This is a genomic window from Kitasatospora sp. Root107 (genome assembly GCF_001424875.1).
GTDB lineage: Bacteria > Actinomycetota > Actinomycetes > Streptomycetales > Streptomycetaceae > Kitasatospora.
The window spans coordinates 1-22,392 of record NZ_LMCT01000002.1 but is presented as its reverse complement, the minus strand read 5'-3'; the positions used below and the strand labels follow the sequence as shown (position 1 = coordinate 22,392).

Here is a 22,392-nt window from a genome sequence, read left to right as displayed (position 1 = left end):
CGTGTCAGCTGCGCGCACCAAGGCCCGTACGCGGGCCTTCCAGATCCTCTTCGAGGCCGACCACCGTGGTGTCGACCCGCAGCGGGTGCTCGCCGACTGGATCGCGCGCTCGCGCGAGCCCAAGCCGGACGAAGGCATCCCGCAGGTGGCCGAGTACACCATGCAGTTGATCGAGGGATACGTCCAGCACGCCAGGAAGATCGACGACCTGATCTCCACCTACGCGGTGGGCTGGACCCTGGACCGGATGCCGATCGCGGACCGCAACGTCCTGCGCCTCGGCACCTACGAGCTGATCTGGGAGGACGGCGTCCCGGACGCGGTCGTCCTGGACGAGGCCGTCGAGATCGCCAAGGAGTACTCCACGGACGACTCCCCGGCCTTCGTGAACGGTCTGCTCGCCCGCTTCCTGGAGCTCAAGCCGACCATCCGTCGCGACTGACGCCCCGTCGGAGATGCCGCCGCCCCTTCGTGGGGACGGCGGCATCTCCGTGTTCCGTCGGGTGGGGGAGCTGACGTATGTTTGGCTACCGACGGGTAACTCTTTTTAGCGAGAGGGCGGCTCCACCCATGACCACCGCGACACGCAGCGAGTTCGACCAGGGCATCGCCCTCAGCCACGACGGGCCCGGCAGCTACCGGGGCGAGCTCGGCGAGGGCTGGCAGATCGGCGGCGGGGTCAACGGCGGCCTGCTGCTCGCGGTGGCGGGCCACGCACTGTCGATGGAGCACCCCGAGCACCCCGACCCGGTCTCGATCAGCGGCTACTACCTCTCGGCCTCCCGGCCGGGGCCGGTGGAGGTGCGGACCGAGTCGGTACGGCGCGGGCGTTCGCTCTCGACCGGCACCGCCTCGCTGTTCCAGGACGGCGAGGAGCGGCTGCGGGTGCTCGCCACGTACGGGGACCTGGCGGAGCAGGACGGCGAGGTGCGGACGAGCGCCGTGCCGTTCGAGATGCCGCCGCCGGAGCAGTGCATCGGGGTCGAGCACGCACCCCCGCAGCTGATCGAGCAGGCCGCCCTGCTGGAGCGGTTCGACCTGCGGCTGGACCCGACGACGGTCGGCTGGGCGGTCGGCGCACCGTCCGGCAACGGGCTCATCCAGGGCTGGTTCCGGCTGGCGGACGGGCGGGAGCCCGACCCGCTGCAGCTGCTGTTGGTCGCGGACGCGCTGCCGCCGGTGACCTTCGACCTCGGCCTGCCGGGGTGGGCGCCGACCATCGAACTGACGGTCCATCTGCGGGCTCGCCCTGCGGCGGGCTGGCTCCGGGTCAGGCACGCGACCCGCAACCTGGCCGGCGGGTACTTCGAGGAGGACGCCGAGGTGTGGGACTCGACGGGGCGGCTGGTCGCACAGTCGCGCCAACTGGCGCGGGCGCCGCGGCCGTAGGCAGGCGCTTGAGCATCTACGGTCCAGGGGCTCGGGGCTCTGCTGACTTGCGGCTCCGCCGCGGGGCGAGGAGATCTGGCGTGCGGGTCACTGCGAAAGTGCCTGACCATGTACGTGCGGATCACCTTTTTCGAGGTCGGCGTCGCAGTTCCCCGAGCCCCTGGTGGCTGATGCCCGGAGCCGTACGTCCTCACCGTCAGTTACAGAGCTGTGACACCTGGTACGTGTGCGACCCCGGGTGGCGGGGAGGTAGAGGGCACGCACCCCTCCACCCCCAGGAGCCCCCGATGAGCCGCAACGGTCGCCCCCCCCGTTCCTCCCGCTGCACTGCCGCCGGCCGTTCGGCCCGGCAGGAGGAGCAGGCGTTCGTGACGGGCATCCTGACCAGCCGGGCGGACTTCGAGCGGGCGCGGGAGTGGCAGCTGGCCGAGGCGGCGGACTACGACAGCTATCTGCTGGACACCGCCGTGCTGCTGGACGAGGCGCGGCGGACCTTCGGGCTGGTGCAGGCGCGGATGTTCCACCCGGAGGACTTCGCGGACTTCTGCCTGCTGCACGGGCTCGACCCGGTGGAGCCGGGCTCGCGGGACCGGTATCTGGTCAATCCGCCGCTGCAGACCCAGCTGCTGCCGTACCAGGGGGAGGAGCTGACGGGCGACTTCATCCCGCGTCTGATCCGGGCCAGGGAGAGCGGTCTGACGCTGCGCCATGCGGATCTGCTGGTGGACGGCGGGCTGTTCGAGCCGGACGAGGAGACCGATCCGGCGGTGAAGCGGGCGTACCAGTCGGCGGCCGAGCTGTTCCGGCGGATGCTGGTGGGGGCCGGGGCGGGGACGTACCAGTTCCGCTGTGCGGTGGAGGGGCCCGGGGGCAGGCTGACCGCCGAGGCGAAGATCCTGCACTGGGAGGACGGCGTGGTGCGGATCAACGACGAGGACCTCGACCTGGTGGTCGCGGTGCTCTGTGCCGGGCTCTACCGCGAGCTCCCGGGTGCGGCGGTGCTGCACGGGACGCAGGGCTCGGCGGGAGCCTGCGGCGAGTACCGGCAGGTCTCGTGGGCCTGGCAGAGCACCGGGGCCGGCTACCGTCCGGCCACCGCGCGGCTGGCGGGGATCCAGGCGGAGCCGGGCTTCAGCCTCGGCTCGGTCTGCTGATGGGGAACGGCCGACGGCGGGGTGGGTACCTGACCCGCCCCGCCGTGACGTTTCTGCACCTGGCGACAGGTCAGCCGGCGTCCTCGTCCCGCACCGCGCGGCGCGCGTCCGGGTTCAGCACGCCCCAGCTGATCAGCTGCTCGGTGAGGATCGAGGGGGACTGGTCGTAGATCACGGCCAGCGTGCGCAGGTCGTCCTGACGGATCGACAGCACCTTGCCGTTGTAGTCCCCGCGCTGGCTCTGGATGGTGGCGGCGTAGCGCTGGAGCGGGCCGGCCTTCTCGGACGGCACCTGGGTCAGTCTCTCCAGGTCGAGCACCAGGCGCGGCGGCGGCTCGGCCGCGCCACCCGGCGTACCACCGGGCAGCAGCTCCTGCACCGGCACACCGTAGAACTCGGCCAGCTCGGCGAGGCGCTGCACCGTGACCGCGCGGTCCCCACGCTCGTACGAGCCGACCACCACGGCCTTCCAGCGCCCCTGGGACTTCTCCTCGACGCCGTGCAGGGAGAGCCCCTGCTGAGTGCGGATCGCCCGGAGCTTGGCCCCGAGCTGCTTCGCGTAGTCGCTGGACATTGGTCTCCCCGGACGAGATTGCTTCGCGTTGAGTGTGCGTCACGAGCAGCGAGCGGTTCAGCCGCAGTTTCCGGCCGCGTTACCAATGGGTTCGACGGCCGTCTCGTAACTCACTGTGAGGTTACGTAGAGTGAGTAGTTGCGTCAAGCCGAATGGGGCAGTCGTGCGAACGACACCCGCAGGTCGGGGCGGCGGGCGGCGGTGATCGCGCTGTTAGGATGACGGTGGCTTCCGGCGCGACCGGGGGTCGTCCACAGACATCCTTTAAAGCCCGTCCAGTGAGGCGGGGAAGGAGGTCGGCTTCGGCATGACCACACACACTGACACCGCGCGTCCCCCGCACCAGGTGCTGGACGCCACCGACGTCGCCCGGGTGATCACCCGGATCGCGCACGAGATCGTCGAGCGCGCCAAGGGCGCGGAGGACGTCGTGCTGCTCGGCATCCACACCCGTGGGGTGCACCTCGCCCGTCGGCTGCACGCCAAGCTGGCGCAGATCACCGGCCGCGACATACCGCTCGGCACCCTGGACATCACGATGTACCGGGACGACCTCCAGTTGAAGCCGGCCCGCGCGGCCGAGCACACCGAGATCCCGCCCGGCGGGATCGAGGGCAAGCTGGTGGTCCTGGTCGACGACGTGCTGTTCTCCGGCCGCACCATCCGGGCCGCGCTCGACGCGCTCAGCGACATCGGCCGCCCGCGCGCCGTGCAGCTGGCCGTGCTGGTCGACCGCGGCCACCGCGAACTGCCGATCCGGGCCGACTACGTGGGCAAGAACCTGCCGACCTCGCTGCGCGAGGCGGTCCAGGTGCAGCTCTCCGACGTGGACGGCCGGGACGCCGTCCTGGTCGGGGACCGCGACTACGCGGCCCGGTCCTCGCAGGCCCTCGCCACCCAGCGCTCCGGGGAGTAGCGGCCGCCGGCGCACGAAGCACCCAGCACGATGCGCCCGCCCGCGATGCCCGGCACCCACGCACCGACCTCCCGGAGTACAGCTGTGACCAGCTATCTGATCCGTAACGCCCAGATCCTCGGCGGCGCCCCGCAGGACCTGTACCTCGCCGACGGCGTCATCGCCGAGATCGGCACCGCCCTGACCGTCGAGGCCGACGTTGACATCGACGCCCGCGGCCTGATCGTGCTGCCCGGCCTGGTGGACCTGCACACCCACCTGCGCCAGCCCGGTAAGGAGGACGCCGAGACCGTCCTGACGGGCACTCAGGCCGCCGCCAAGGGCGGCTACACCGCCGTGCACGCGATGGCCAACACCACTCCGACCGCCGACACGCCCGCCGTCGTCGAGCAGGTCCACCGGCTCGGCCGCGACTCCGGCTACTGCGACGTGCACCCGGTCGGTGCCGTCACGGTCGGCCTGGAGGGCAAGCAGCTGGCGGACCTGGACGGCATGCACCGATCGGCCGCCGCCGTCCGGGTCTTCTCCGACGACGGCAAGTGCGTGGACGACCCCGCGCTGATGCGCGCCGCGCTGGAGTACGCGAAGACCGTCGACGGTGTGGTGGCCCAGCACGCGCAGGAGCCCCGGCTGACCGAGGGCGCCCAGATGAACGAGGGCACCGTCTCCGCCGAGCTCGGCCTGCCGGGCTGGCCGGCCGTGGCGGAGGAGGCGATCATCGCCCGGGACGTGCTGCTCGCCTCGCACCTCGGGGCCCGGCTGCACGTCTGCCACCTGTCGACCAAGGGTTCGGTGGAGATCGTCCGCTGGGCCAAGGCGCAGGGCTGGGCCGTCACCGCCGAGGTGACGCCGCACCACCTGCTGCTCACCGACGAGCTGGTGCGCACCGAGGACGCCGTCTTCAAGGTCAACCCGCCGCTGCGCACCGAGGCCGACGTGCTGGCGCTGCGCGCCGCGCTGGCCGACGGCACCATCGACGCGGTGGCCACCGACCACGCGCCGCACCCGGACGCCGACAAGGACTGCGCCTGGGCGGTCGCCGCGATGGGCATGGTCGGTCTGGAGACCGCGCTCTCGGTGGTGCAGCAGAGCATGGTCGAGACCGGCCTGCTGAACTGGGAGGGCGTCGCGGACCGGATGTCGCACCGCCCGGCCCGGATCGGCCGGCTGACCGGCCAAGGGCGTCCCGTCTCGGTCGGCGAGCCTGCCAACCTGGTGCTCTTCGATCCCGGCTACCGTGGGACCGTGACTGCCGACACCTTCGCCACCCGTAGCCGGAACACCCCCTTCAAGGGCCTTGAGCTGCCCGGGAGGGTGCACGCCACCTTCCTGCGCGGCGAGGCCACCGTGCTGGCCGGCGAGCTCGCCGAGCTGGGTGCGGCCAAGTGATCGCGCAGGAGAAGGCACAGATCACCGACTGGTCCCCCTACCTGGGCTGGATGGTCGGGCTGGCGATCCTGGTCGGGCTGGTCTACTGGCTGATGCGGCAGGGCTGGAACTGGCGCCGCACCCTGCAGTCCGACCTGCCGCCGCTGCCGGAGCTGCCCGCCGACCCGGGCACCGCGCTGCTGGAGAGCACCGGCCGATACCACGGCTCCACCACCGCCGGGAACTGGCTGGACCGGGTCGTCGCGCACGGCCTCGGCACCCGCAGCCTGGCCGAACTGACCCTCACCGAGCGGGGCCTGTTGGTCCGTCGCCCGGGTGACGTGGACTTCTGGATCCCGGCCGAGAGCCTGACGGCGGCCCGGACCGACTCCGGGATCGCGGGCAAGGTGGTCCCCGGTGGACTGCTCGTCATCACCTGGCAGCTCCGGGACACCGCGCTGGACTCCGGCTTCCGGGCCGACCACGCCGAGCAGCACACCGCCTGGGTCGAGGCGGTCGACGACCTTGTGACACGACGTACGACGAAGACGAAGAAGACGGAAGAGGCCACCTCATGACCGCACCTGCCCCCACCACCGAGCGCCACAGGCGGGAGCGAGTGCCCGCCGTGCTCGTCCTTGAGGACGGCCGTACCTTCCGCGGGCAGGCGTACGGCGCGGTCGGCGAGACCTTCGGCGAGGCGGTCTTCAACACCGGCATGTCCGGCTACCAGGAGACCCTGACCGACCCCTCGTACCACCGCCAGGTGGTCGTCATGACGGCGCCTCAGATCGGCAACACCGGCTGGAACGACGAGGACGACGAGTCGAAGCAGATCTGGGTGGCCGGTTACGTGGTCCGTGACCCCTCCCGGATCCCCTCCAACTGGCGCTCGCAGCGTTCGCTGGACGAGGAGCTGACCAACCAGGGCGTCGTCGGCATCAGCGGCATCGACACCCGGGCGCTCACCCGGCACCTGCGCGAGCGTGGCGCGATGCGGGTCGGCATCTTCTCCGGCCCCGCGCTGGCGGACGAGGCCGAGCTGCTGGCCCGGGTCGGGCAGGCGCCCGAGATGAAGGGCGCCGACCTGTGCGCCGAGGTCGCCACCAAGGAGACCTACGTCGTCCCGGCGATCGGTACGAAGAAGTACACCGTCGCCGCGCTGGACCTGGGCATCAAGGGCATGACCCCGCACCGGATGGCCGAGCGCGGCATCGAGGTGCACGTCTTCCCGGCCAACTCCACGGTCGAGGAGCTCTACTCGGTGAACCCGGACGGGGTGTTCTTCTCGAACGGCCCCGGTGACCCGGCCACCGCCGACCACCAGGTCTCCGTGGCGCGTGAGGTGCTGGCGAAGAAGACGCCGTTCTTCGGCATCTGCTTCGGCAACCAGATCCTCGGCCGCGCGCTGGGCTTCGGCACCTACAAGCTCAAGTACGGCCACCGCGGCATCAACCAGCCGGTGCAGGACCGCACCACCGGCAAGGTCGAGGTCACCGCGCACAACCACGGCTTCGCCGTGGAGGCGCCGCTGGACAAGGTGAGTGACACCCCGTTCGGCCGCGCCGAGGTCTCCCACGTCTGCCTGAACGACGACGTGGTCGAGGGCCTGCAGTGCCTGGACACCCCCGCGTTCTCGGTCCAGTACCACCCCGAGGCAGCGGCCGGTCCGCACGACGCCGCCTACCTCTTTGATCGCTTTGTCGACCTGATGGCCGGCGCCCCGGCCCGCACCACCGCAGGGAGCTGACCGTGCCGAAGCGCACTGACATCAAGTCCGTCCTGGTGATCGGCTCCGGCCCGATCGTCATCGGCCAGGCCGCCGAGTTCGACTACTCCGGCACCCAGGCCTGCCGCGTGCTGCGGGCCGAGGGCCTGCGGGTCATCCTGGTGAACTCCAACCCGGCCACCATCATGACCGACCCGGAGATCGCCGACGCCACGTACGTCGAGCCGATCACCCCGGAGTTCGTCGAGAAGATCATCGCCAAGGAGCGCCCCGACGTGCTCCTGCCGACCCTCGGTGGGCAGACCGCGCTGAACACCGCGATCTCGCTGCACGAGAACGGCACCCTCGCCAAGTACGGCGTCGAGCTGATCGGCGCCAACGTCGAGGCGATCCACAAGGGCGAGGACCGTCAGCTCTTCAAGGGTGTGGTCGAGGCGGTCAACGCCAAGATCGGCCACGGCGAGTCGGCCCGTTCGGTGATCTGCCACTCGATGGACGACATCATCAACGGCGTGGAGACGCTGGGCGGTTACCCGGTCGTGGTCCGTCCCTCCTTCACCATGGGCGGCGCCGGCTCCGGCTTCGCGCACGACGAGGACGAGCTGCGCCGGATCGCCGGCCAGGGCCTGGCCCTCTCGCCGACCACCGAGGTGCTCCTGGAGGAGTCCATCCTCGGCTGGAAGGAGTACGAGCTCGAGCTGATGCGCGACAAGAACGACAACGTCGTGGTGGTCTGCTCGATCGAGAACTTCGACCCGATGGGCGTGCACACCGGTGACTCGATCACCGTCGCCCCGTCGATGACCCTGACGGACCGTGAGTACCAGACGCTGCGCGACATCGGCATCGCGATCATCCGCGAGGTCGGCGTCGACACCGGTGGCTGCAACATCCAGTTCGCGATCAACCCGGACGACGGCCGGGTCATCGTGATCGAGATGAACCCCCGGGTCTCCCGCTCCTCCGCGCTGGCCTCCAAGGCCACCGGCTTCCCGATCGCCAAGATCGCGGCCAAGCTGGCGGTCGGCTACACGCTGGACGAGATCCCGAACGACATCACCGAGAAGACCCCGGCCTCGTTCGAGCCCTCGCTCGACTACGTCGTGGTCAAGGTGCCCCGGTTCGCGTTCGAGAAGTTCCCGAGCGCCGACGCCACGCTGACCACGACCATGAAGTCGGTCGGCGAGGCGATGGCGATGGGCCGCAACTTCCCCGAGGCGCTGAACAAGGCGCTGCGTTCGCTGGAGAAGAAGGGCTCGCAGTTCTCCTGGATCGGCGAGCTCGGCGACAAGGACGAGCTGCTGACCAAGGCTTCGGTCCCGACCGACGGCCGGATCAACACCGTGATGGACGCGATCCGGGCCGGGGCCACCCAGCAGGAGGTGTTCGACGCCACCAAGATCGACCCCTGGTTCGTCGACCAGCTGTTCCTGATCGACGAGATCGCCGCCGAGCTGGCCGAGGCCGAGCGCCTCGACCCGGAGCTGCTCCGGCACGCCAAGCGGCACGGCTTCTCCGACCAGCAGATCGGTGAGATCCGCGGCCTCAAGGCCGACGTGGTCCGCGAGGTGCGGCACGCGCTGGGCATCCGTCCGGTCTTCAAGACCGTGGACACCTGCGCCGCCGAGTTCGCCGCCAAGACCCCGTACTTCTACTCGTCCTACGACGAGGAGAACGAGGTCGCCTCCCGCACCAAGCCCGCCGTGATCATCCTGGGCTCCGGCCCGAACCGGATCGGTCAGGGCATCGAGTTCGACTACTCCTGTGTGCACGCCTCCTTCGCACTCAGCGAGGCCGGGTACGAGACCGTGATGGTCAACTGCAACCCGGAGACCGTCTCCACCGACTACGACACCTCCGACCGGCTCTACTTCGAGCCGCTCACCCTGGAGGACGTGCTGGAGATCGTGCACGCCGAGCAGCAGGCGGGCCCGCTGGCGGGCGTCATCGTCCAGCTCGGCGGCCAGACCCCGCTCGGCCTGGCCCAGGCGCTCAAGGACAACGGGGTGCCGATCGTCGGCACCCAGCCCGAGGCGATCGACCTGGCCGAGGAGCGCGGCGCGTTCGGCCGGGTGCTGCGCGACGCGGGCCTGCCCGCGCCCAAGCACGGCACCGCCTTCTCCTTCGAGGACGCCAAGGCGATCGCGGACGAGATCGGCTACCCCGTGCTGGCCCGCCCGTCGTACGTGCTGGGCGGCCGCGGCATGGAGATCGTCTATGACGAGCCGTCACTCGCCTCCTACCTGGAGCGGCACGCCGGTCTGATCTCCGAGCACCCGGTGCTGATCGACCGCTTCCTGGACGACGCGGTCGAGATCGACGTGGACGCGCTCTTCGACGGCGAGGAGCTCTACCTCGGCGGCGTGATGGAGCACATCGAGGAGGCCGGCATCCACTCCGGCGACTCGGCCTGCGCGCTGCCCCCGATCACCCTCGGCGGCTACGACATCAAGCGGCTGCGGGTCTCCACCGAGGCGATCGCGCGCGGCGTGGGCGTCCGGGGCCTGATCAACATCCAGTTCGCGCTGGCCGGGGACATCCTGTACGTGCTGGAGGCCAACCCGCGCGCCTCCCGCACCGTGCCGTTCACCTCCAAGGCGACCGCCGTGCCGCTGGCCAAGGCCGCCGCCCGGATCTCGCTCGGCGCCACCATCGCCGAGCTGCGCAAGGAGGGCCTGCTCCCGGCCGAGGGCGACGGCGGCACGCTGCCCGCCGACTGCCCGATCTCGGTCAAGGAGGCCGTGATGCCGTGGAGCCGCTTCCGCGACATCCACGGCCGGGGCGTGGACACCGTGCTCGGCCCGGAGATGCGCTCCACCGGCGAGGTGATGGGCATCGACAAGGTGTTCGGCACCGCGTACGCCAAGGCGCAGGCCGGCGCGTACGGTGCGCTGCCGACCTCCGGCAAGGTCTTCGTCTCGGTCGCCAACCGCGACAAGCGCAACCTGGTCTTCCCGGCCCGGGCGCTGGTCGAGATGGGCTTCGAGGTGCTCGCCACCTCCGGCACCGCCGAGGTGCTGCAGCGCGGCGGCATCCCGTCCACCGTGGTGCGCAAGCACAGCGAGGGCCCGGGCCCGGACGGCGAGCGGACCATCGTGCAGCTGATCCACGACGGCGAGGTCGACCTGATCATCAACACGCCGTACGGCACCGGTGGCCGGCTCGACGGCTACGAGATCCGTACCGCCGCCGTCTCGCGCGGGGTCCCGTGCCTGACGACCGTTCAGGCGATGGGCGCGGCCGTCCAGGGCAGCGCGGCGCTGGTGCGCGGTGACATCGGGGTGATGTCGCTCCAGGAGCACGCGGCGCTGATCAACGCGGGCCGTAAGTAGTCAGATCCTCGTGGGGGGCACACCGCACAGTGGGGTGCCCCCCACACCCATGTCCAGGAAGGCTCAACTCGCCGTGTACAAGCTCCTGTTCGACCTGGTCTTCAAGAAGATGGACCCGGAGAAGGCGCACCACCTCGCCTTCTTCTGGATCCGGCTGGCCGCCTCGGTGCCCGGTCTGCGGCAGCTGGTGAAGGCGGTGCTGGCCCCCCGGGACCCGGCGCTGCGCACCGCCGCGCTCGGGCTCGACCTGCCGGGCCCGTTCGGCCTCGGTGCGGGCTTCGACAAGAACGGGATCGGCATCGACGGCCTGTCGATGCTCGGCTTCGACTTCGTGGAGATCGGCACCGTCACCGGTGAGCCGCAGCCGGGCAACCCGGCGCCTCGGCTGTTCCGGCTGGTCGAGGACCGGGCGCTGATCAACCGGATGGGCTTCAACAACCAGGGTTCGGCCCGGGTCGCGGCCCGGCTCAAGGCCCGCCCGCACACCACCTCCACCCCGGTGATCGGCGTCAACATCGGCAAGACCAAGCTGGTCGAGGAAGTCGACGCGACCGCCGACTACGTGAAGAGCACCGAGCGGCTGGCGGAGTACGCCGACTACCTGGTGGTCAACGTCTCCTCGCCGAACACCCCCGGCCTGCGCAACCTGCAGACCGTCTCGACGCTCGGCCCGCTGCTGGTGGACGTCCGCCGGGCGGCCGACCGGGCCACCCCGCACCACGTGCCGCTGCTGGTGAAGATCGCCCCCGACCTGGCCGACGAGGACATCGACGAGATCGCCGACATGGCGCTCCAGATCGGCCTGGACGGCATCATCGCCACCAACACCACGATCGGCCGGGACGGGCTGCAGGAGTCCGCCGCGCGGATCGAGGAGATCGGCATGGGCGGGCTGTCCGGCGCCCCGCTGAAGGCGCGTTCGCTGGAGGTGCTGCAGCGGCTGCGGGCCAGGACCGAGGGCCGGCTGGTGCTGGTCGCCGTGGGCGGCATCGAGACCGCGGACGACGCCTGGGAGCGGATCGTGCACGGGGCCGACCTGGTGCAGGGGTACAGCGCGTTCGTCTACCAGGGGCCGTTCTGGATGCGGCGGATGCACAAGGGGCTGTCGGCGCGGCTCCGGGCGAGCGGGTTCACGTCGATCGCGGAGGCCGTGGGCAGCGCGAAGGCGTAGCACTGGTGCCCGCCGGTCGGGCGGGTGTACGGGGAAGTGACAGGGGGTCGTCCGGTTTGGCAGAGTGCAGCGCGAGTCTGCCGGAAAGGTGAGTTCTGATGGCCCATCCAGTTCAGACCGAGGCCGAGGTGGTCGAGTCCGCCCCGGCCGGGGCGTACCGGCGGCTGGTGCTCCGGGCACCCGAGGCGGCAGCCCGGGTCAGGCCCGGGCACTTCGCCGCACTGGCGGTCGGCGGGCCGGGTTCCTCGATGCTGTTGCGGCGGGCCTTCTCGATCCACCGGGCCGACGTCGAGGCGGGCACCATCGAGCTGGTGGTCGCCGAACGCGGCGCGGGGACACGGGAGTTGGTCCGCAGCCGGGTCGGCGACCGCCTCAGCCTGATCGCCCCGCTGGGCACCCCCTTCCCGCTGCCCGAGGGCCCGGTCAGCGCGCTGCTGGTGGCCGGCGGCTACAGCAGCGCGCCACTGTTCCCGCTCGCCGAGGAGATCAAGCGGCGCGGCGGCCAGGTCGGCTTCATCCTCGGCGCGGCCACCGAGTCGCGGCTGTTCGGGGTGGAGGCCGCCCGGGCGCTCACCCAGGACGTGCTGGTGGTCACCGAGGACGGCTCGGCCGGGCTGACCGGCCTGGTCACCGGCGTCCTGGCGCAGGCGATCCAGGCGATCGACGCCACCGTGGTGCACGCCTGCGGCCCGATGCCGATGCTGCGTGCGGTGACCGGGATCGCCGAGGAGCTGGGCACCCGCTGCTGGACCTCCGTGGAGGTGGAGATGGCCTGCGGCGTGGGCATCTGCATGACCTGCGTGCTGCCGGTGGTCGGCGAGGACGGGGTCAGCCGGTTCGTCCGCTCCTGCACCGACGGGCCGGTCTTCGACGGGGCCAGGGTGCGCTGGGCGGACCTCGGTACCGTCCCCGCCGACCTGGAAGGCGCCGCCGCGATGGGGGTGCAGGGCTGATGGCGCCTCAGCAGGTCGACCTGACCGCCCCGTTCGGCGGCCGTACCCTGCCCAACCCGCTGACCACCGCCTCCGGCTGTGCCGGGTACGGGCGGGAGCTGGCCAAGTTCGTCCCGCTGGACGAGCTGGGCTCGGTCACCACCAAGACGATCATGCCGTACGCCCGGTCAGGACGGGCCACGCCCCGGATGGCCGAGACACCGTCCGGGATGCTCAACTCGATCGGCCTGCAGGGCGCCGGGATCGCCCACTTCGTCAAGAACGAACTGCCCTGGCTCGCCGAGCGCGGCGCCCGGGTACTGGTGTCGATCGCGGGGGAGCGGCTGGAGGAGTTCGCCCAGGTCGCCGAGCAGCTCAACGGTCAGCCGGGGGTGATCGGCCTCGAGGTCAACATCTCCTGCCCGAACGTCGTCGACCGGGGCCTGGTCTTCGCCTGCAACCCGGCCACCTCCTACGACGTGGTGCGGGCGGTGCGCCGGGTGGCCGACGCCGAGCTGCCGGTCTACGCCAAGCTCTCGCCCGACGTCACCTCGATCACCGAGATCGCCGCCGCCTGCGTCCAGGCCGGCGCGGACGGCCTCTCGATGATCAACACCACCCTCGGCATGGCGATCGACCCGGTCACCATGCGCCCGGCGCTGGCCGGGATCACCGGCGGCCTGTCGGGACCGGCGATCCGGCCGCTCGCGGTCCGCTGCGTGTACCAGGTGCACGCGGAGATGCTGGCCGGACGCATCCCGCAGGTCCCGATCCTCGCGATGGGCGGGCTGCGCACCGGCCTGGACGCGCTGGAGTTCGCCCTCGCCGGGGCCTCCGGTGTCGCCGTCGGCACCACCCTGTTCAACGACCCGGCCGCCCCGCTGCGCATCCTCGACGAGCTGCGCACCGCGCTGGCGGCCCGGGATTTCACCAGTTTCACCGATGCGGTGGGGTACGCCCACCGCCCTGACGCCAGCTGAAAGGCCGTCCATGACCCTCGCTCCCTTCGGTGCCCGCCTGCACACCGCCCTGGAGACCCGCGGCCGGCTCTGCGTCGGCATCGACCCGCACGCCTCGCTGCTCACCGCCTGGGGCCTGAACGACGACCTCGCCGGTCTGGAGACGTTCAGCCGCACCGTGGTGGAGGCGCTGGCCGGGGAGGTCGCGGTGCTCAAGCCGCAGGCCGCCTTCTTCGAGCGGTTCGGCTCCCGGGGCGTCGCGGTGCTGGAGCGCTCGGTCACCGAGGCCAGGGAGGCCGGGGCGCTGGTGCTGATGGACGCCAAGCGCGGCGACATCGGCTCCACCATGGCCGCGTACGCCGAGGCCTTCCTCTCCCCGGACCGCGCGCTGTTCTCGGACGCCCTGACGGTCAGTCCGTACCTGGGCTTCGGCTCGCTGCAGCCGGCCGTGGACCTGGCCCGGGCGAACGGCTGCGGCCTGTTCGCGCTGGCGCTCACCTCCAACCCGGAGGGGCACGAGGTGCAGCGCGCGGTCGGCGCCGACGGCGTGAGCGTGGCCCAGGGCGTGCTGAACCGGCTGGCGGCGGAGAACAAGGGCGCCGAGCCGCTCGGCTCGTTCGGCGCGGTGGTCGGCGCGACGCTGGCCGAGTCCGGGGCGGACCTCGCCATCAACGGCCCGCTGCTGGCCCCCGGCGTCGGTGCCCAGGGAGCCACGGCGGCCGACCTGCCCCGGGTGTTCGGCGACTCGGTGCGCAACGTGGTGCCCAGCGTGAGCCGCGACATTCTCAAGCACGGCCCCTCGGTGGCGGCCCTGCGGGCGGCCTCCGCGCGCTTCGTCGAGGAGATCGCGGCCGCGGTGAAGTAGTCCGTCGTACGTGAGGAGCGTCACACCGGCTGCCCGGACGGGCCGTCAGGCCGGTTGATTTGCCCGGAAAAGTCCTGGTCGACCTTGGCTGACCAGGACTTTTCGTGTTCTTCTCCTGACGTGCGGCCTCAAGTTGGGTAGTGTCCGGCGGGAGGTCACCGAAGGGCGGCGAAAATTGCCGCTCTCGCAGGTCAGAGCCGTTGGTTCGGGCTGCGATCGGTGCGCTTCAGGCACCAACCAGTCATAGCTCATCCCTTCCTTCCACACCCTGAGGTGAACGGCGTGGCTCTTCCGCCCCTTACCCCTGAACAGCGCACCGCTGCGCTCGCCAAGGCTGCCGAAGCCCGTCGGAAGCGCGCCGATGTGAAGGCCAAGCTGAAGCATGCCGGCGCTTCGCTGCACGACGTGATCAAGGCGGGCAAGGCCGATGACGAGGTCATCGGCAAGATGAAGGTCTCCGCACTGCTGGAGAGCATGCCGGGCGTCGGCAAGGTCCGCGCCAAGCAGATCATGGAGCGTCTGGGCATCTCCGAGAGCCGTCGGGTCCGCGGCCTCGGGACGAACCAGATCGCCTCCCTGGAGCGGGAGTTCGGAAGCACCGCTTCCTGAACCACCGCTTGACCGACACCGGGTCGCGACCCGGTGGTGCCCGGACCGTCCGCGATCCGGGATAATCGGTGCATGAGTGAACGTCCGCGGCTGACCGTGCTCTCCGGCCCTTCGGGGGTCGGCAAGAGCACGGTCGTCGCTCATCTGAGGAAGCAGCACCCCGAGCTCTGGCTCTCGGTGTCGGTGACCACCCGGCATCCGAGGCCCGGCGAGAAGAACGGGGTGCACTACTACTTCGTCGACAACGACGAGTTCGAGAAGCTGATCGCCAACGGCGAGCTGCTCGAGTGGGCCGTCTTCGCCGGGAACCGGTACGGCACCCCGCGTGCGGCGGTGCTGGAGAAGCTGGAGAACGGCGTCCCGGTGCTGCTGGAGATCGACCTCCAGGGTGCCCGGCAGGTCCGCGAGTCGATGCCCGACGCGCGGCTGGTCTTCCTGGGCCCGCCGAGCTGGGAGGAACTGGTCCGCCGGCTCACCGGCCGGGGCACCGAGCCGCAGGACGTGATCGACCGTCGGCTCGAGGCCGCGAAGGTCGAGCTGGCCGCCGAGAGCGAGTTCGACACGACCCTTGTCAACAGGTCGGTCGAGCAGGTAGCAACCGAACTGCTAACCTTGCTCGGTGTAGCCTGATCAGCTCATGTTGATCTGATCAGCATTCTGTCTTTCTCATCTTTGCGGAAGGTTTTCGCGTGTCCTCTTCCATGACCGCGCCCGAGGGCATCATCAACCCGCCGATCGACGAGCTGCTCGAGGCCACGGACTCGAAGTACAGCCTGGTGATCTACGCCGCCAAGCGCGCCCGTCAGATCAACGCGTACTACTCCCAGCTCGGCGAGGGTCTCCTCGAGTACGTCGGCCCGCTGGTGGACACCCACGTGCACGAGAAGCCGCTGTCGATCGCGCTGCGCGAGATCAACGCGGGCATGCTCACGGCCGAGGCAATCGACGCCGCCTGAGCCACGCCGCTCAGTGGAAGGGCCCGCCGGAGTTCGCTCCGGCGGGCCCTTCCGTGTGTCCTCGGTGTGTCCAGGGCCATGGTGCGGCGCGGATCTGATGCGCCGTAGGGTTGGGGCTGGTCCCGCCCGTACGGCAGAGAGAGCCCGCGATGAATGCCAGCCCGCCCCAGGTCGTTCTCGGCGTGAGCGGCGGCATCGCCGCGTACAAGGCCTGTGAGCTGCTGCGCCGGCTCACCGAGTCGGGGCACCAGGTGACCGTGGTGCCGACCGCCGCCGCGCTGCACTTCGTCGGCGAGGCCACCTGGGCGGCGCTGTCAGGCCGCCCGGCCGCCACCGAGACCTGGGAGCGGGTGCACGAGGTCCCGCACGTGCGGATCGGCCAGCAGGCCGACCTGGTGGTGGTGGCCCCGGCCACCGCCGACCTGATGGCCAAGGCGGCCCACGGGCTGGCCGACGACCTGCTCACCAACACCCTGCTGACCGCGCGCTGTCCGGTGGTGCTGGCCCCCGCCATGCACACCGAGATGTGGGAACACCCCGCCACCCAGGAGAACGTCGCCACGCTGCGCCGCCGGGGCGTGATCGTGCTGGAGCCCGCCGTCGGCCGGCTCACCGGCGTCGACACCGGCAAGGGCCGGCTGCCCGAGCCCGCCGCGATCTTCGAAGCCTGTCGCCGGGTGCTGGCCCGCGGCGAGCTGACCGCCGACCTGACCGGCCGTCATGTGGTGGTCTCGGCCGGCGGCACCCGGGAGCCGCTCGACCCGGTCCGCTACCTGGGCAACCTGTCCTCCGGCAAGCAGGGCTACGCGCTGGCCGTCACGGCCGCCGCCCGGGGCGCCAGGGTCACCCTGCTCTCGGCGAACGCTTCGCTGCCCGACCCGGCCGGGGTGGACGTGGTGCACGTCTCCACCGCGCTGGAGCTGCGCGAGGCGGCGCTGAAGGCGGTGGCCGACGCCGACGTGGTGGTGATGGCCGCCGCGGTGGCCGACTTCCGCCCGGCCGAGTACGCCACCGGAAAGATCAAGAAGGTGGACGGCGTGGAACCCGCGCCGGTCGCCCTGGTCCGCAACCCCGACATCCTGGCCGAGCTCTCCGCCCACCGGGCCCGCGCCGGCCAGCTGGTGGTGGGATTCGCCGCCGAGACCGACGACGTACTCGCCAACGGCCGGGCCAAACTGGCCCGGAAGGGCTGCGATCTGCTGGTCGTCAACGAAGTGGGCGGGGGTAAGGCCTTCGGGCAAGACACCAACTCCGCGGTTCTGCTCAGCGCGGACGGTACGGAGGCCGAGATCGCCGACGGGCCCAAGGAATCACTGGCCGACGCGGTCTGGGACGCCGTGGTGGCCCGGCTCGGCCGAGGAGTCTGATCCATCTCACTTGTTGAGGGGATTGCCGCAGGCCGATTGCCGACCGTTACACTCCAGGGATCAGAGTCTTTCCGGATGCCCGGACAAACCGGGCATTCAGTCAGCAGCCGCTGCAACCCCAGGGAGCGCTGTGTCTCGCCGCCTGTTCACCTCGGAGTCCGTCACCGAGGGACACCCCGACAAGATCGCTGACCAGATCAGCGACACCATCCTGGACGCGCTTCTCGCGGCCGACCCGAAGTCCCGGGTCGCCGTCGAGACGCTGATCACCACCGGCCTCGTGCACATTGCCGGTGAGGTCACCACCAAGGCGTANCGCCGCCTGTTCACCTCGGAGTCCGTCACCGAGGGACACCCCGACAAGATCGCTGACCAGATCAGCGACACCATCCTGGACGCGCTTCTCGCGGCCGACCCGAAGTCCCGGGTCGCCGTCGAGACGCTGATCACCACCGGCCTCGTGCACATYGCCGGTGAGGTCACCACCAAGGCGTAYGCGCCGATTGCGCAGCTGGTCCGGGAGAAGATCCTGGAGATCGGCTACGACTCGTCGAAGAAGGGCTTCGACGGTGCCTCCTGYGGTGTGTCGGTGTCCATCGGTGCGCAGTCRCCCGATATCGCGCAGGGTGTCGACACCTCGCACGAGGCGCGGGTCGAGGGTGACGAGGACGACCTCGACAAGCAGGGCGCSGGCGACCAGGGCCTGATGTTCGGCTATGCCAGCGACGAGACCCCTGAGCTGATGCCGCTGCCGATCACGCTGGCSCACCGGCTCGCCAAGCGGCTGTCSGMSGTGCGSAAGAACGGGCAGATTCCGTACCTGCGCCCGGACGGCAAGACGCAGGTCACCATCGAGTACGACGGCGACAAGGCSGTCCGSCTSGACACSGTGGTGGTGTCCTCGCAGCACGCGAGTGACATCGACCTGGAGTCGCTGCTCACCCCGGACATCCGGGAGTTCGTGGTGGAGCCGGAGCTGAAGCGACTGGCGGACGACGGCATCAAGCTGGTGACCGAGGGCTAYCGSCTGCTGGTGAACCCGACCGGSCGSTTCGAGATCGGCGGCCCGATGGGTGACGCGGGTCTGACCGGCCGCAAGATCATCATCGACACGTACGGCGGGATGGCCCGGCACGGTGGCGGTGCGTTCTCCGGCAAGGACCCGTCGAAGGTGGACCGCTCGGCGGCGTACGCGATGCGCTGGGTGGCGAAGAACATCGTCGCCGCCGGTCTYGCCTCGCGGGCCGAGGTGCAGGTCGCGTACGCGATCGGCAAGGCCGAGCCGGTGGGCCTGTTCGTGGAGACCTTCGGCACCGAGACGGTGCCGGTCCTGAAGATCCAGGCWGCCGTCTCGGAGGTCTTCGACCTGCGTCCGGCCGCGATCATCCGCGACCTGGACCTGCTGCGGCCGATCTACGCGAAGACCGCGGCGTACGGCCACTTCGGCCGGGACGACGCCGACTTCACCTGGGAGCGCACCGACCGCGTCCAGAAGCTCCGCGACGCCGTCGGCGTCTGACCACGTCCCCCGTCCACCCCACCACTCGTAAGGAGAAAACCACCGTGCGCATCGCAGTCACGGGTTCGATCGCCACCGACCACCTGATGCAGTTCCCCGGCCGGTTCACCGACCAGTTGCTCGCCGACCGTCTCGACACGGTGTCACTCTCCTTCCTGGTCGACCAGTTGGAGGTACGGCGGGGCGGGGTGGCCGCCAACATCGCCTTCGGGCTCGGCGGCCTCGGCCTCCGGCCGGTGCTGGCCGGCGCGGTCGGCAACGACTTCGCCGAGTACCGGCACTGGCTGGAGGAGCACGGCGTGGACACCGAGTCGGTGCACGTCTCCGAGACCCGGCAGACCGCCCGGTTCATGTGCACCACCGACCTGGACCAGAACCAGATCGCCTCGTTCTACGCCGGTGCGATGGCCGAGGCCGACCGCATCGAACTGGCCCGGATCGCCGACCGGACCGGCGGCCTCGACCTGGTCGTGGTCTCCCCCAACTCCCCCGAGGCGATGCTCAGTCACACCGAGGAGGCGGTCTCGCTAGCCGTCCCGTTCGCCGCCGACCCCTCGCAGCAGCTCGCCAGGCTGTCCGGCGAACAGGTCCGGCGGCTGGTGGACGGCGCCCGCTACCTGTTCACCAACGAGTACGAGGCCGCGCTGCTGGTCGAGCGCACCGGCTGGACAGCGGATACGGTGCTCGCCCGGGTCGGCGTCTGGATCACCACCCTCGGCTCACGCGGCGTACGGATCGAGCAGACCGGCGCCGACCCGATCGAGGTGGCCGCCGTACCCGCCGAGCGCTCCGCCGACCCGACCGGCGTCGGCGACGCCTTCCGGGCCGGCTTCCTGGCCGCCGTCAGCTGGGGCCTCCCGCTGCAGCCGGCCGCGCAGCTCGGCTGCGCACTCGCCACCGTCGTCCTGGAGACCGTCGGCACCCAGGACTACCGGGTGCTCCCCGGCCAGTTGGCCGACCGCCTCCGGGCCGGCTACGGCGAGCAGGCCGTCGCCCTGCTCGCCCCGCACCTGGCGGCAGCCGTATGACCGCCGGTCAGCACCAGGGTCGTGCGGATGCGTTGCGTGATGCTCTTGCCACGCGTGTGGTGGTGGCTGATGGTGCGATGGGCACCATGTTGCAGGCGCAGGATCCTTCGATGGAGGACTTCGAGCAGCTCGAGGGTTGCAACGAGGTGCTGAATCTGACCCGCCCGGACATTGTGCGTGCGGTGCATGACGCGTATTTCGCGGTGGGTGTGGACTGTGTGGAGACGAACACCTTCGGTGCGAACCACGCGGCGCTGGCGGAGTACGACATCCCTGAGCGGGTGTTCGAGCTGTCGGAGGCGGGTGCGCGGGTCGCGCGTGAGGCCGCCGATGCGTTCACCGCTGCCGACGGGCGTACGCGTTGGGTGCTGGGTTCGATCGGTCCGGGGACGAAGCTGCCGACGCTGGGCCACGCCCCGTACGAGTTGCTGCGGGATGGGTTCGAGCGCAATGCGGCGGGTCTGATTGCGGGTGGTGCGGATGCGCTGCTGGTGGAGACGAGCCAGGACCTGCTGCAGACGAAGGCCGCGATCCTGGGTTCGAAGCGGGCGTTGGCGGCGGCGGGGCTGGATCTGCCGGTGCTGGTGCAGGTGACGGTGGAGACCACCGGCACGATGCTGCTGGGCTCGGAGATCGGTGCGGCGCTGACCGCCCTGGAGCCACTGGGTGTGGACTACATCGGGCTGAACTGCGCCACCGGTCCGGCGGAGATGAGTGAGCACCTGCGCTACCTGGCGAAGAACGCGAAGATCGGCTTGTCGTGCATGCCGAACGCGGGTCTGCCGGTGCTGGGCAAGGACGGTGCGCACTACCCGCTCAGCCCGGCCGAGCTGGCGGAGGCGCATGACACGTTCACCCGCGAGTACGGCCTGTCCCTGGTSGGCGGGTGCTGCGGGACGACGCCGGAGCATCTGCGGGCGGTGGTGGAGCGGGTGCAGGGCCGCCCGGTGACGGCGCGTGATCCGCGGCCTGAGCCGTCGGCGGCGTCGCTGTACCAGCCGGTGKCGTTCCGTCAGGACACCTCCTACCTGGCGATCGGCGAGCGGACCAACGCCAACGGGTCGAAGAAGTTCCGCGACTCGATGCTCGCCGGTGACTGGCAGGCCTGCGTGGAGATCGCCCGCGAGCAGATCCGCGACGGCTCCCACCTGCTSGACCTGTGCGTCGACTACGTCGGGCGTGACGGCGTGGCGGACATGAAGGAGATCGCCGGGCGCCTGGCGACGGCCTCCACSCTGCCGATCGTGCTGGACTCCACCGAACCCGACGTCCTGCGCGCCGGCCTKGAGGCCCTCGGCGGSCGGGCGGTGCTCAACTCGGTGAACTACGAGGACGGTGACGGCCCGGACACCCGCTTCGGCCGGATCGCCTCGCTGGCCCGCGAGCACGGCGCCGGCCTGATCGCACTGACCATCGACGAGGAGGGCCAGGCCCGCACCGCCGACGCGAAGGTGGCGATCGCGGAGCGCCTGATCACCCAGCTCACCRSCGAGTACGGCGTCGATGAGGGCTCGATCCTGGTGGACTGCCTGGCCTTCACCCTCGGCACCGGCCAGGAGGAGTCMCGGCGCGACGGCATCGAGACGATCGAGGCGATCCGCGAACTCAAGCGCCGCCACCCCGACGTGCAGACCACCCTGGGCCTGTCCAACATCTCCTTCGGCCTCAGCCCGGCCGCCCGACAGGTCATCAACTCCGTCTTCCTGCACGAGTGCGTCGAAGCCGGCCTGGACTCGGCGATCGTGCACGCCTCCAAGATCCTCCCCATCGCCCGCATCCCCGACGAGCAGCGCACGGTCGCCCTCGACCTGGTCTACGACCGCCGCACGGAGGGATACGACCCSCTGCAGCGCCTGCTGCAGCTGTTCGAGGGCGTCAGCGTCGCCTCCAGCGCGGAGTCGAAGGCGCAGGAGCTGGCCGCTCTGCCACTGGAGGAGCGGCTGCAGCGCCGCATCGTCGACGGTGAGCGCAAGGGCCTGGAAGCGGACCTGGACGAGGCCCTGACGCAGCGTCCGGCCCTGGAGATCGTCAACGGCACCCTGCTSGCGGGCATGAAGGTCGTCGGTGAACTGTTCGGCTCCGGCCAGATGCAGCTGCCGTTCGTCCTGCAGTCCGCCGAGGTGATGAAAACCGCCGTCGCCCACCTGGAACCCCACATGGAGAAGTCCGACGATGAGGGCAAGGGCACCATCGTGCTCGCCACCGTCAAGGGCGACGTCCACGACATCGGCAAGAACCTCGTCGACATCATCCTCTCCAACAACGGCTACACCGTCGTCAACCTCGGCATCAAGCAACCCGTCTCCGCCATCCTCGACGCCGCCCAGGAACACCGCGCCGACGTCATCGGCATGTCCGGCCTCCTCGTCAAATCCACCGTCATCATGAAAGAGAACCTCCAAGAACTGAACCAACGCCACCTCGCCGCCGACTTCCCCGTCATCCTCGGCGGCGCCGCCCTCACCCGCGCCTACGTCGAACAGGACCTCCACGAGATCTACCAAGATCATGCCGAGGCCTCCCA

General features: G+C 70.6%; 20 protein-coding genes and 1 pseudogene. 20 read left to right on the top strand and 1 reads right to left on the bottom strand.

Annotation, left to right across the window (positions count from 1 at the left end):
• Window position 1 precedes the first annotated feature (1 nt).
• The 3 genes from nusB (at window position 2) to ASC99_RS03510 (ending at window position 2,543) form a co-directional block, all read left to right on the top strand.
• Window positions 2-442: a transcription antitermination factor NusB gene (nusB, locus tag ASC99_RS03520; protein ID WP_057228136.1), complete on the top strand. Its 441-nt coding sequence runs from the start codon at window positions 2-4 to the stop codon at window positions 440-442.
• Between the two features lie 128 nt (window positions 443-570).
• Window positions 571-1,389 carry a thioesterase family protein gene (locus tag ASC99_RS03515; RefSeq protein ID WP_057228135.1) on the top strand — a complete coding sequence of 273 codons (819 nt, stop codon included), beginning with the start codon at window positions 571-573 and terminating at the stop codon, window positions 1,387-1,389.
• Window positions 1,390-1,676: 287 nt separating this feature from the next.
• On the top strand, window positions 1,677-2,543 hold the full coding sequence (locus tag ASC99_RS03510) for a hypothetical protein (RefSeq protein WP_057228133.1): 867 nt from the start codon (window positions 1,677-1,679) through the stop codon (window positions 2,541-2,543).
• A gap of 70 nt (window positions 2,544-2,613) precedes the next feature.
• Here ASC99_RS03510 and ASC99_RS03505 read toward each other — a convergent pair whose 3' ends face one another.
• The gene (locus ASC99_RS03505) at window positions 2,614-3,117 is read right to left on the bottom strand and encodes a transcriptional regulator (RefSeq protein ID WP_057228131.1); all 504 of its coding nucleotides are present in this window, start codon (window positions 3,115-3,117) and stop codon (window positions 2,614-2,616) included.
• 307 nt (window positions 3,118-3,424) lie between these two features.
• Between ASC99_RS03505 and pyrR the strand changes: the two genes are divergently transcribed.
• The 17 genes and pseudogenes from pyrR to metH form a co-directional block, all read left to right on the top strand.
• A complete protein-coding gene (gene pyrR, locus ASC99_RS03500) occupies window positions 3,425-4,033 on the top strand; it encodes a bifunctional pyr operon transcriptional regulator/uracil phosphoribosyltransferase PyrR (RefSeq protein ID WP_057228129.1) in 609 nt (202 codons plus the stop codon).
• Window positions 4,034-4,078: 45 nt separating this feature from the next.
• Window positions 4,079-5,422 carry a dihydroorotase gene (locus tag ASC99_RS03495; protein ID WP_369824376.1) on the top strand — a complete coding sequence of 448 codons (1,344 nt, stop codon included), beginning with the start codon at window positions 4,079-4,081 and terminating at the stop codon, window positions 5,420-5,422.
• A gap of 50 nt (window positions 5,423-5,472) precedes the next feature.
• A complete protein-coding gene (locus tag ASC99_RS03490) occupies window positions 5,473-5,979 on the top strand; it encodes a hypothetical protein (RefSeq protein WP_235502912.1) in 507 nt (168 codons plus the stop codon).
• Window positions 5,976-7,151 carry a glutamine-hydrolyzing carbamoyl-phosphate synthase small subunit gene (gene carA / locus ASC99_RS03485; RefSeq protein WP_057228122.1) on the top strand — a complete coding sequence of 392 codons (1,176 nt, stop codon included), beginning with the start codon at window positions 5,976-5,978 and terminating at the stop codon, window positions 7,149-7,151. The genes ASC99_RS03490 and carA overlap by 4 nt, the downstream gene beginning before the upstream one ends.
• Before the next feature lie 2 nt (window positions 7,152-7,153).
• Complete coding sequence (carB, locus tag ASC99_RS03480; protein ID WP_057228120.1) at window positions 7,154-10,462, top strand: carbamoyl-phosphate synthase large subunit; 3,309 nt, start codon at window positions 7,154-7,156, stop codon at window positions 10,460-10,462.
• A gap of 73 nt (window positions 10,463-10,535) precedes the next feature.
• On the top strand, window positions 10,536-11,633 hold the full coding sequence (locus ASC99_RS03475) for a quinone-dependent dihydroorotate dehydrogenase (protein WP_057228118.1): 1,098 nt from the start codon (window positions 10,536-10,538) through the stop codon (window positions 11,631-11,633).
• 98 nt (window positions 11,634-11,731) lie between these two features.
• Window positions 11,732-12,586 (top strand): dihydroorotate dehydrogenase electron transfer subunit, encoded by an 855-nt coding sequence (locus tag ASC99_RS03470; protein WP_057228116.1) that lies wholly within the window; start codon window positions 11,732-11,734, stop codon window positions 12,584-12,586.
• Window positions 12,586-13,545, top strand: a complete 960-nt coding sequence (locus tag ASC99_RS03465; RefSeq protein ID WP_057228114.1) for a dihydroorotate dehydrogenase — start codon at window positions 12,586-12,588, stop codon at window positions 13,543-13,545. Before ASC99_RS03470 ends, ASC99_RS03465 begins: the two co-directional genes overlap by 1 nt.
• A gap of 10 nt (window positions 13,546-13,555) precedes the next feature.
• Window positions 13,556-14,389, top strand: coding sequence for an orotidine-5'-phosphate decarboxylase (gene pyrF, locus ASC99_RS03460; RefSeq protein ID WP_057228112.1), 834 nt, complete (start codon window positions 13,556-13,558; stop codon window positions 14,387-14,389).
• A 282-nt stretch (window positions 14,390-14,671) separates the two neighbouring features.
• Window positions 14,672-14,998, top strand: coding sequence for an integration host factor, actinobacterial type (gene mihF / locus ASC99_RS03455; RefSeq protein ID WP_057228110.1), 327 nt, complete (start codon window positions 14,672-14,674; stop codon window positions 14,996-14,998).
• A gap of 72 nt (window positions 14,999-15,070) precedes the next feature.
• Complete coding sequence (gmk, locus tag ASC99_RS03450; RefSeq protein WP_057228108.1) at window positions 15,071-15,628, top strand: guanylate kinase; 558 nt, start codon at window positions 15,071-15,073, stop codon at window positions 15,626-15,628.
• A 59-nt stretch (window positions 15,629-15,687) separates the two neighbouring features.
• The gene (gene rpoZ / locus ASC99_RS03445; RefSeq protein ID WP_057228106.1) at window positions 15,688-15,954 is read left to right on the top strand and encodes a DNA-directed RNA polymerase subunit omega; all 267 of its coding nucleotides are present in this window, start codon (window positions 15,688-15,690) and stop codon (window positions 15,952-15,954) included.
• A 149-nt stretch (window positions 15,955-16,103) separates the two neighbouring features.
• Window positions 16,104-17,321 carry a bifunctional phosphopantothenoylcysteine decarboxylase/phosphopantothenate--cysteine ligase CoaBC gene (gene coaBC, locus ASC99_RS03440; protein ID WP_057228104.1) on the top strand — a complete coding sequence of 406 codons (1,218 nt, stop codon included), beginning with the start codon at window positions 16,104-16,106 and terminating at the stop codon, window positions 17,319-17,321.
• A gap of 130 nt (window positions 17,322-17,451) precedes the next feature.
• Window positions 17,452-17,636 (top strand): annotated as a pseudogene (locus ASC99_RS41870) (S-adenosylmethionine synthetase N-terminal domain-containing protein); the annotation flags it as partial.
• 1 nt (window position 17,637) lies between these two features.
• The coding region (gene metK / locus ASC99_RS03435) for a methionine adenosyltransferase (RefSeq protein ID WP_235583001.1) at window positions 17,638-18,840 on the top strand (1,203 nt) is incomplete at its 5' end.
• 44 nt (window positions 18,841-18,884) lie between these two features.
• The gene (locus tag ASC99_RS03430; RefSeq protein ID WP_057228100.1) at window positions 18,885-19,868 is read left to right on the top strand and encodes a carbohydrate kinase family protein; all 984 of its coding nucleotides are present in this window, start codon (window positions 18,885-18,887) and stop codon (window positions 19,866-19,868) included.
• On the top strand, window positions 19,865-22,392 hold a 2,528-nt coding region (metH, locus tag ASC99_RS03425), incomplete at its 3' end, for a methionine synthase (RefSeq protein ID WP_057228461.1). The genes ASC99_RS03430 and metH, both read left to right, overlap by 4 nt.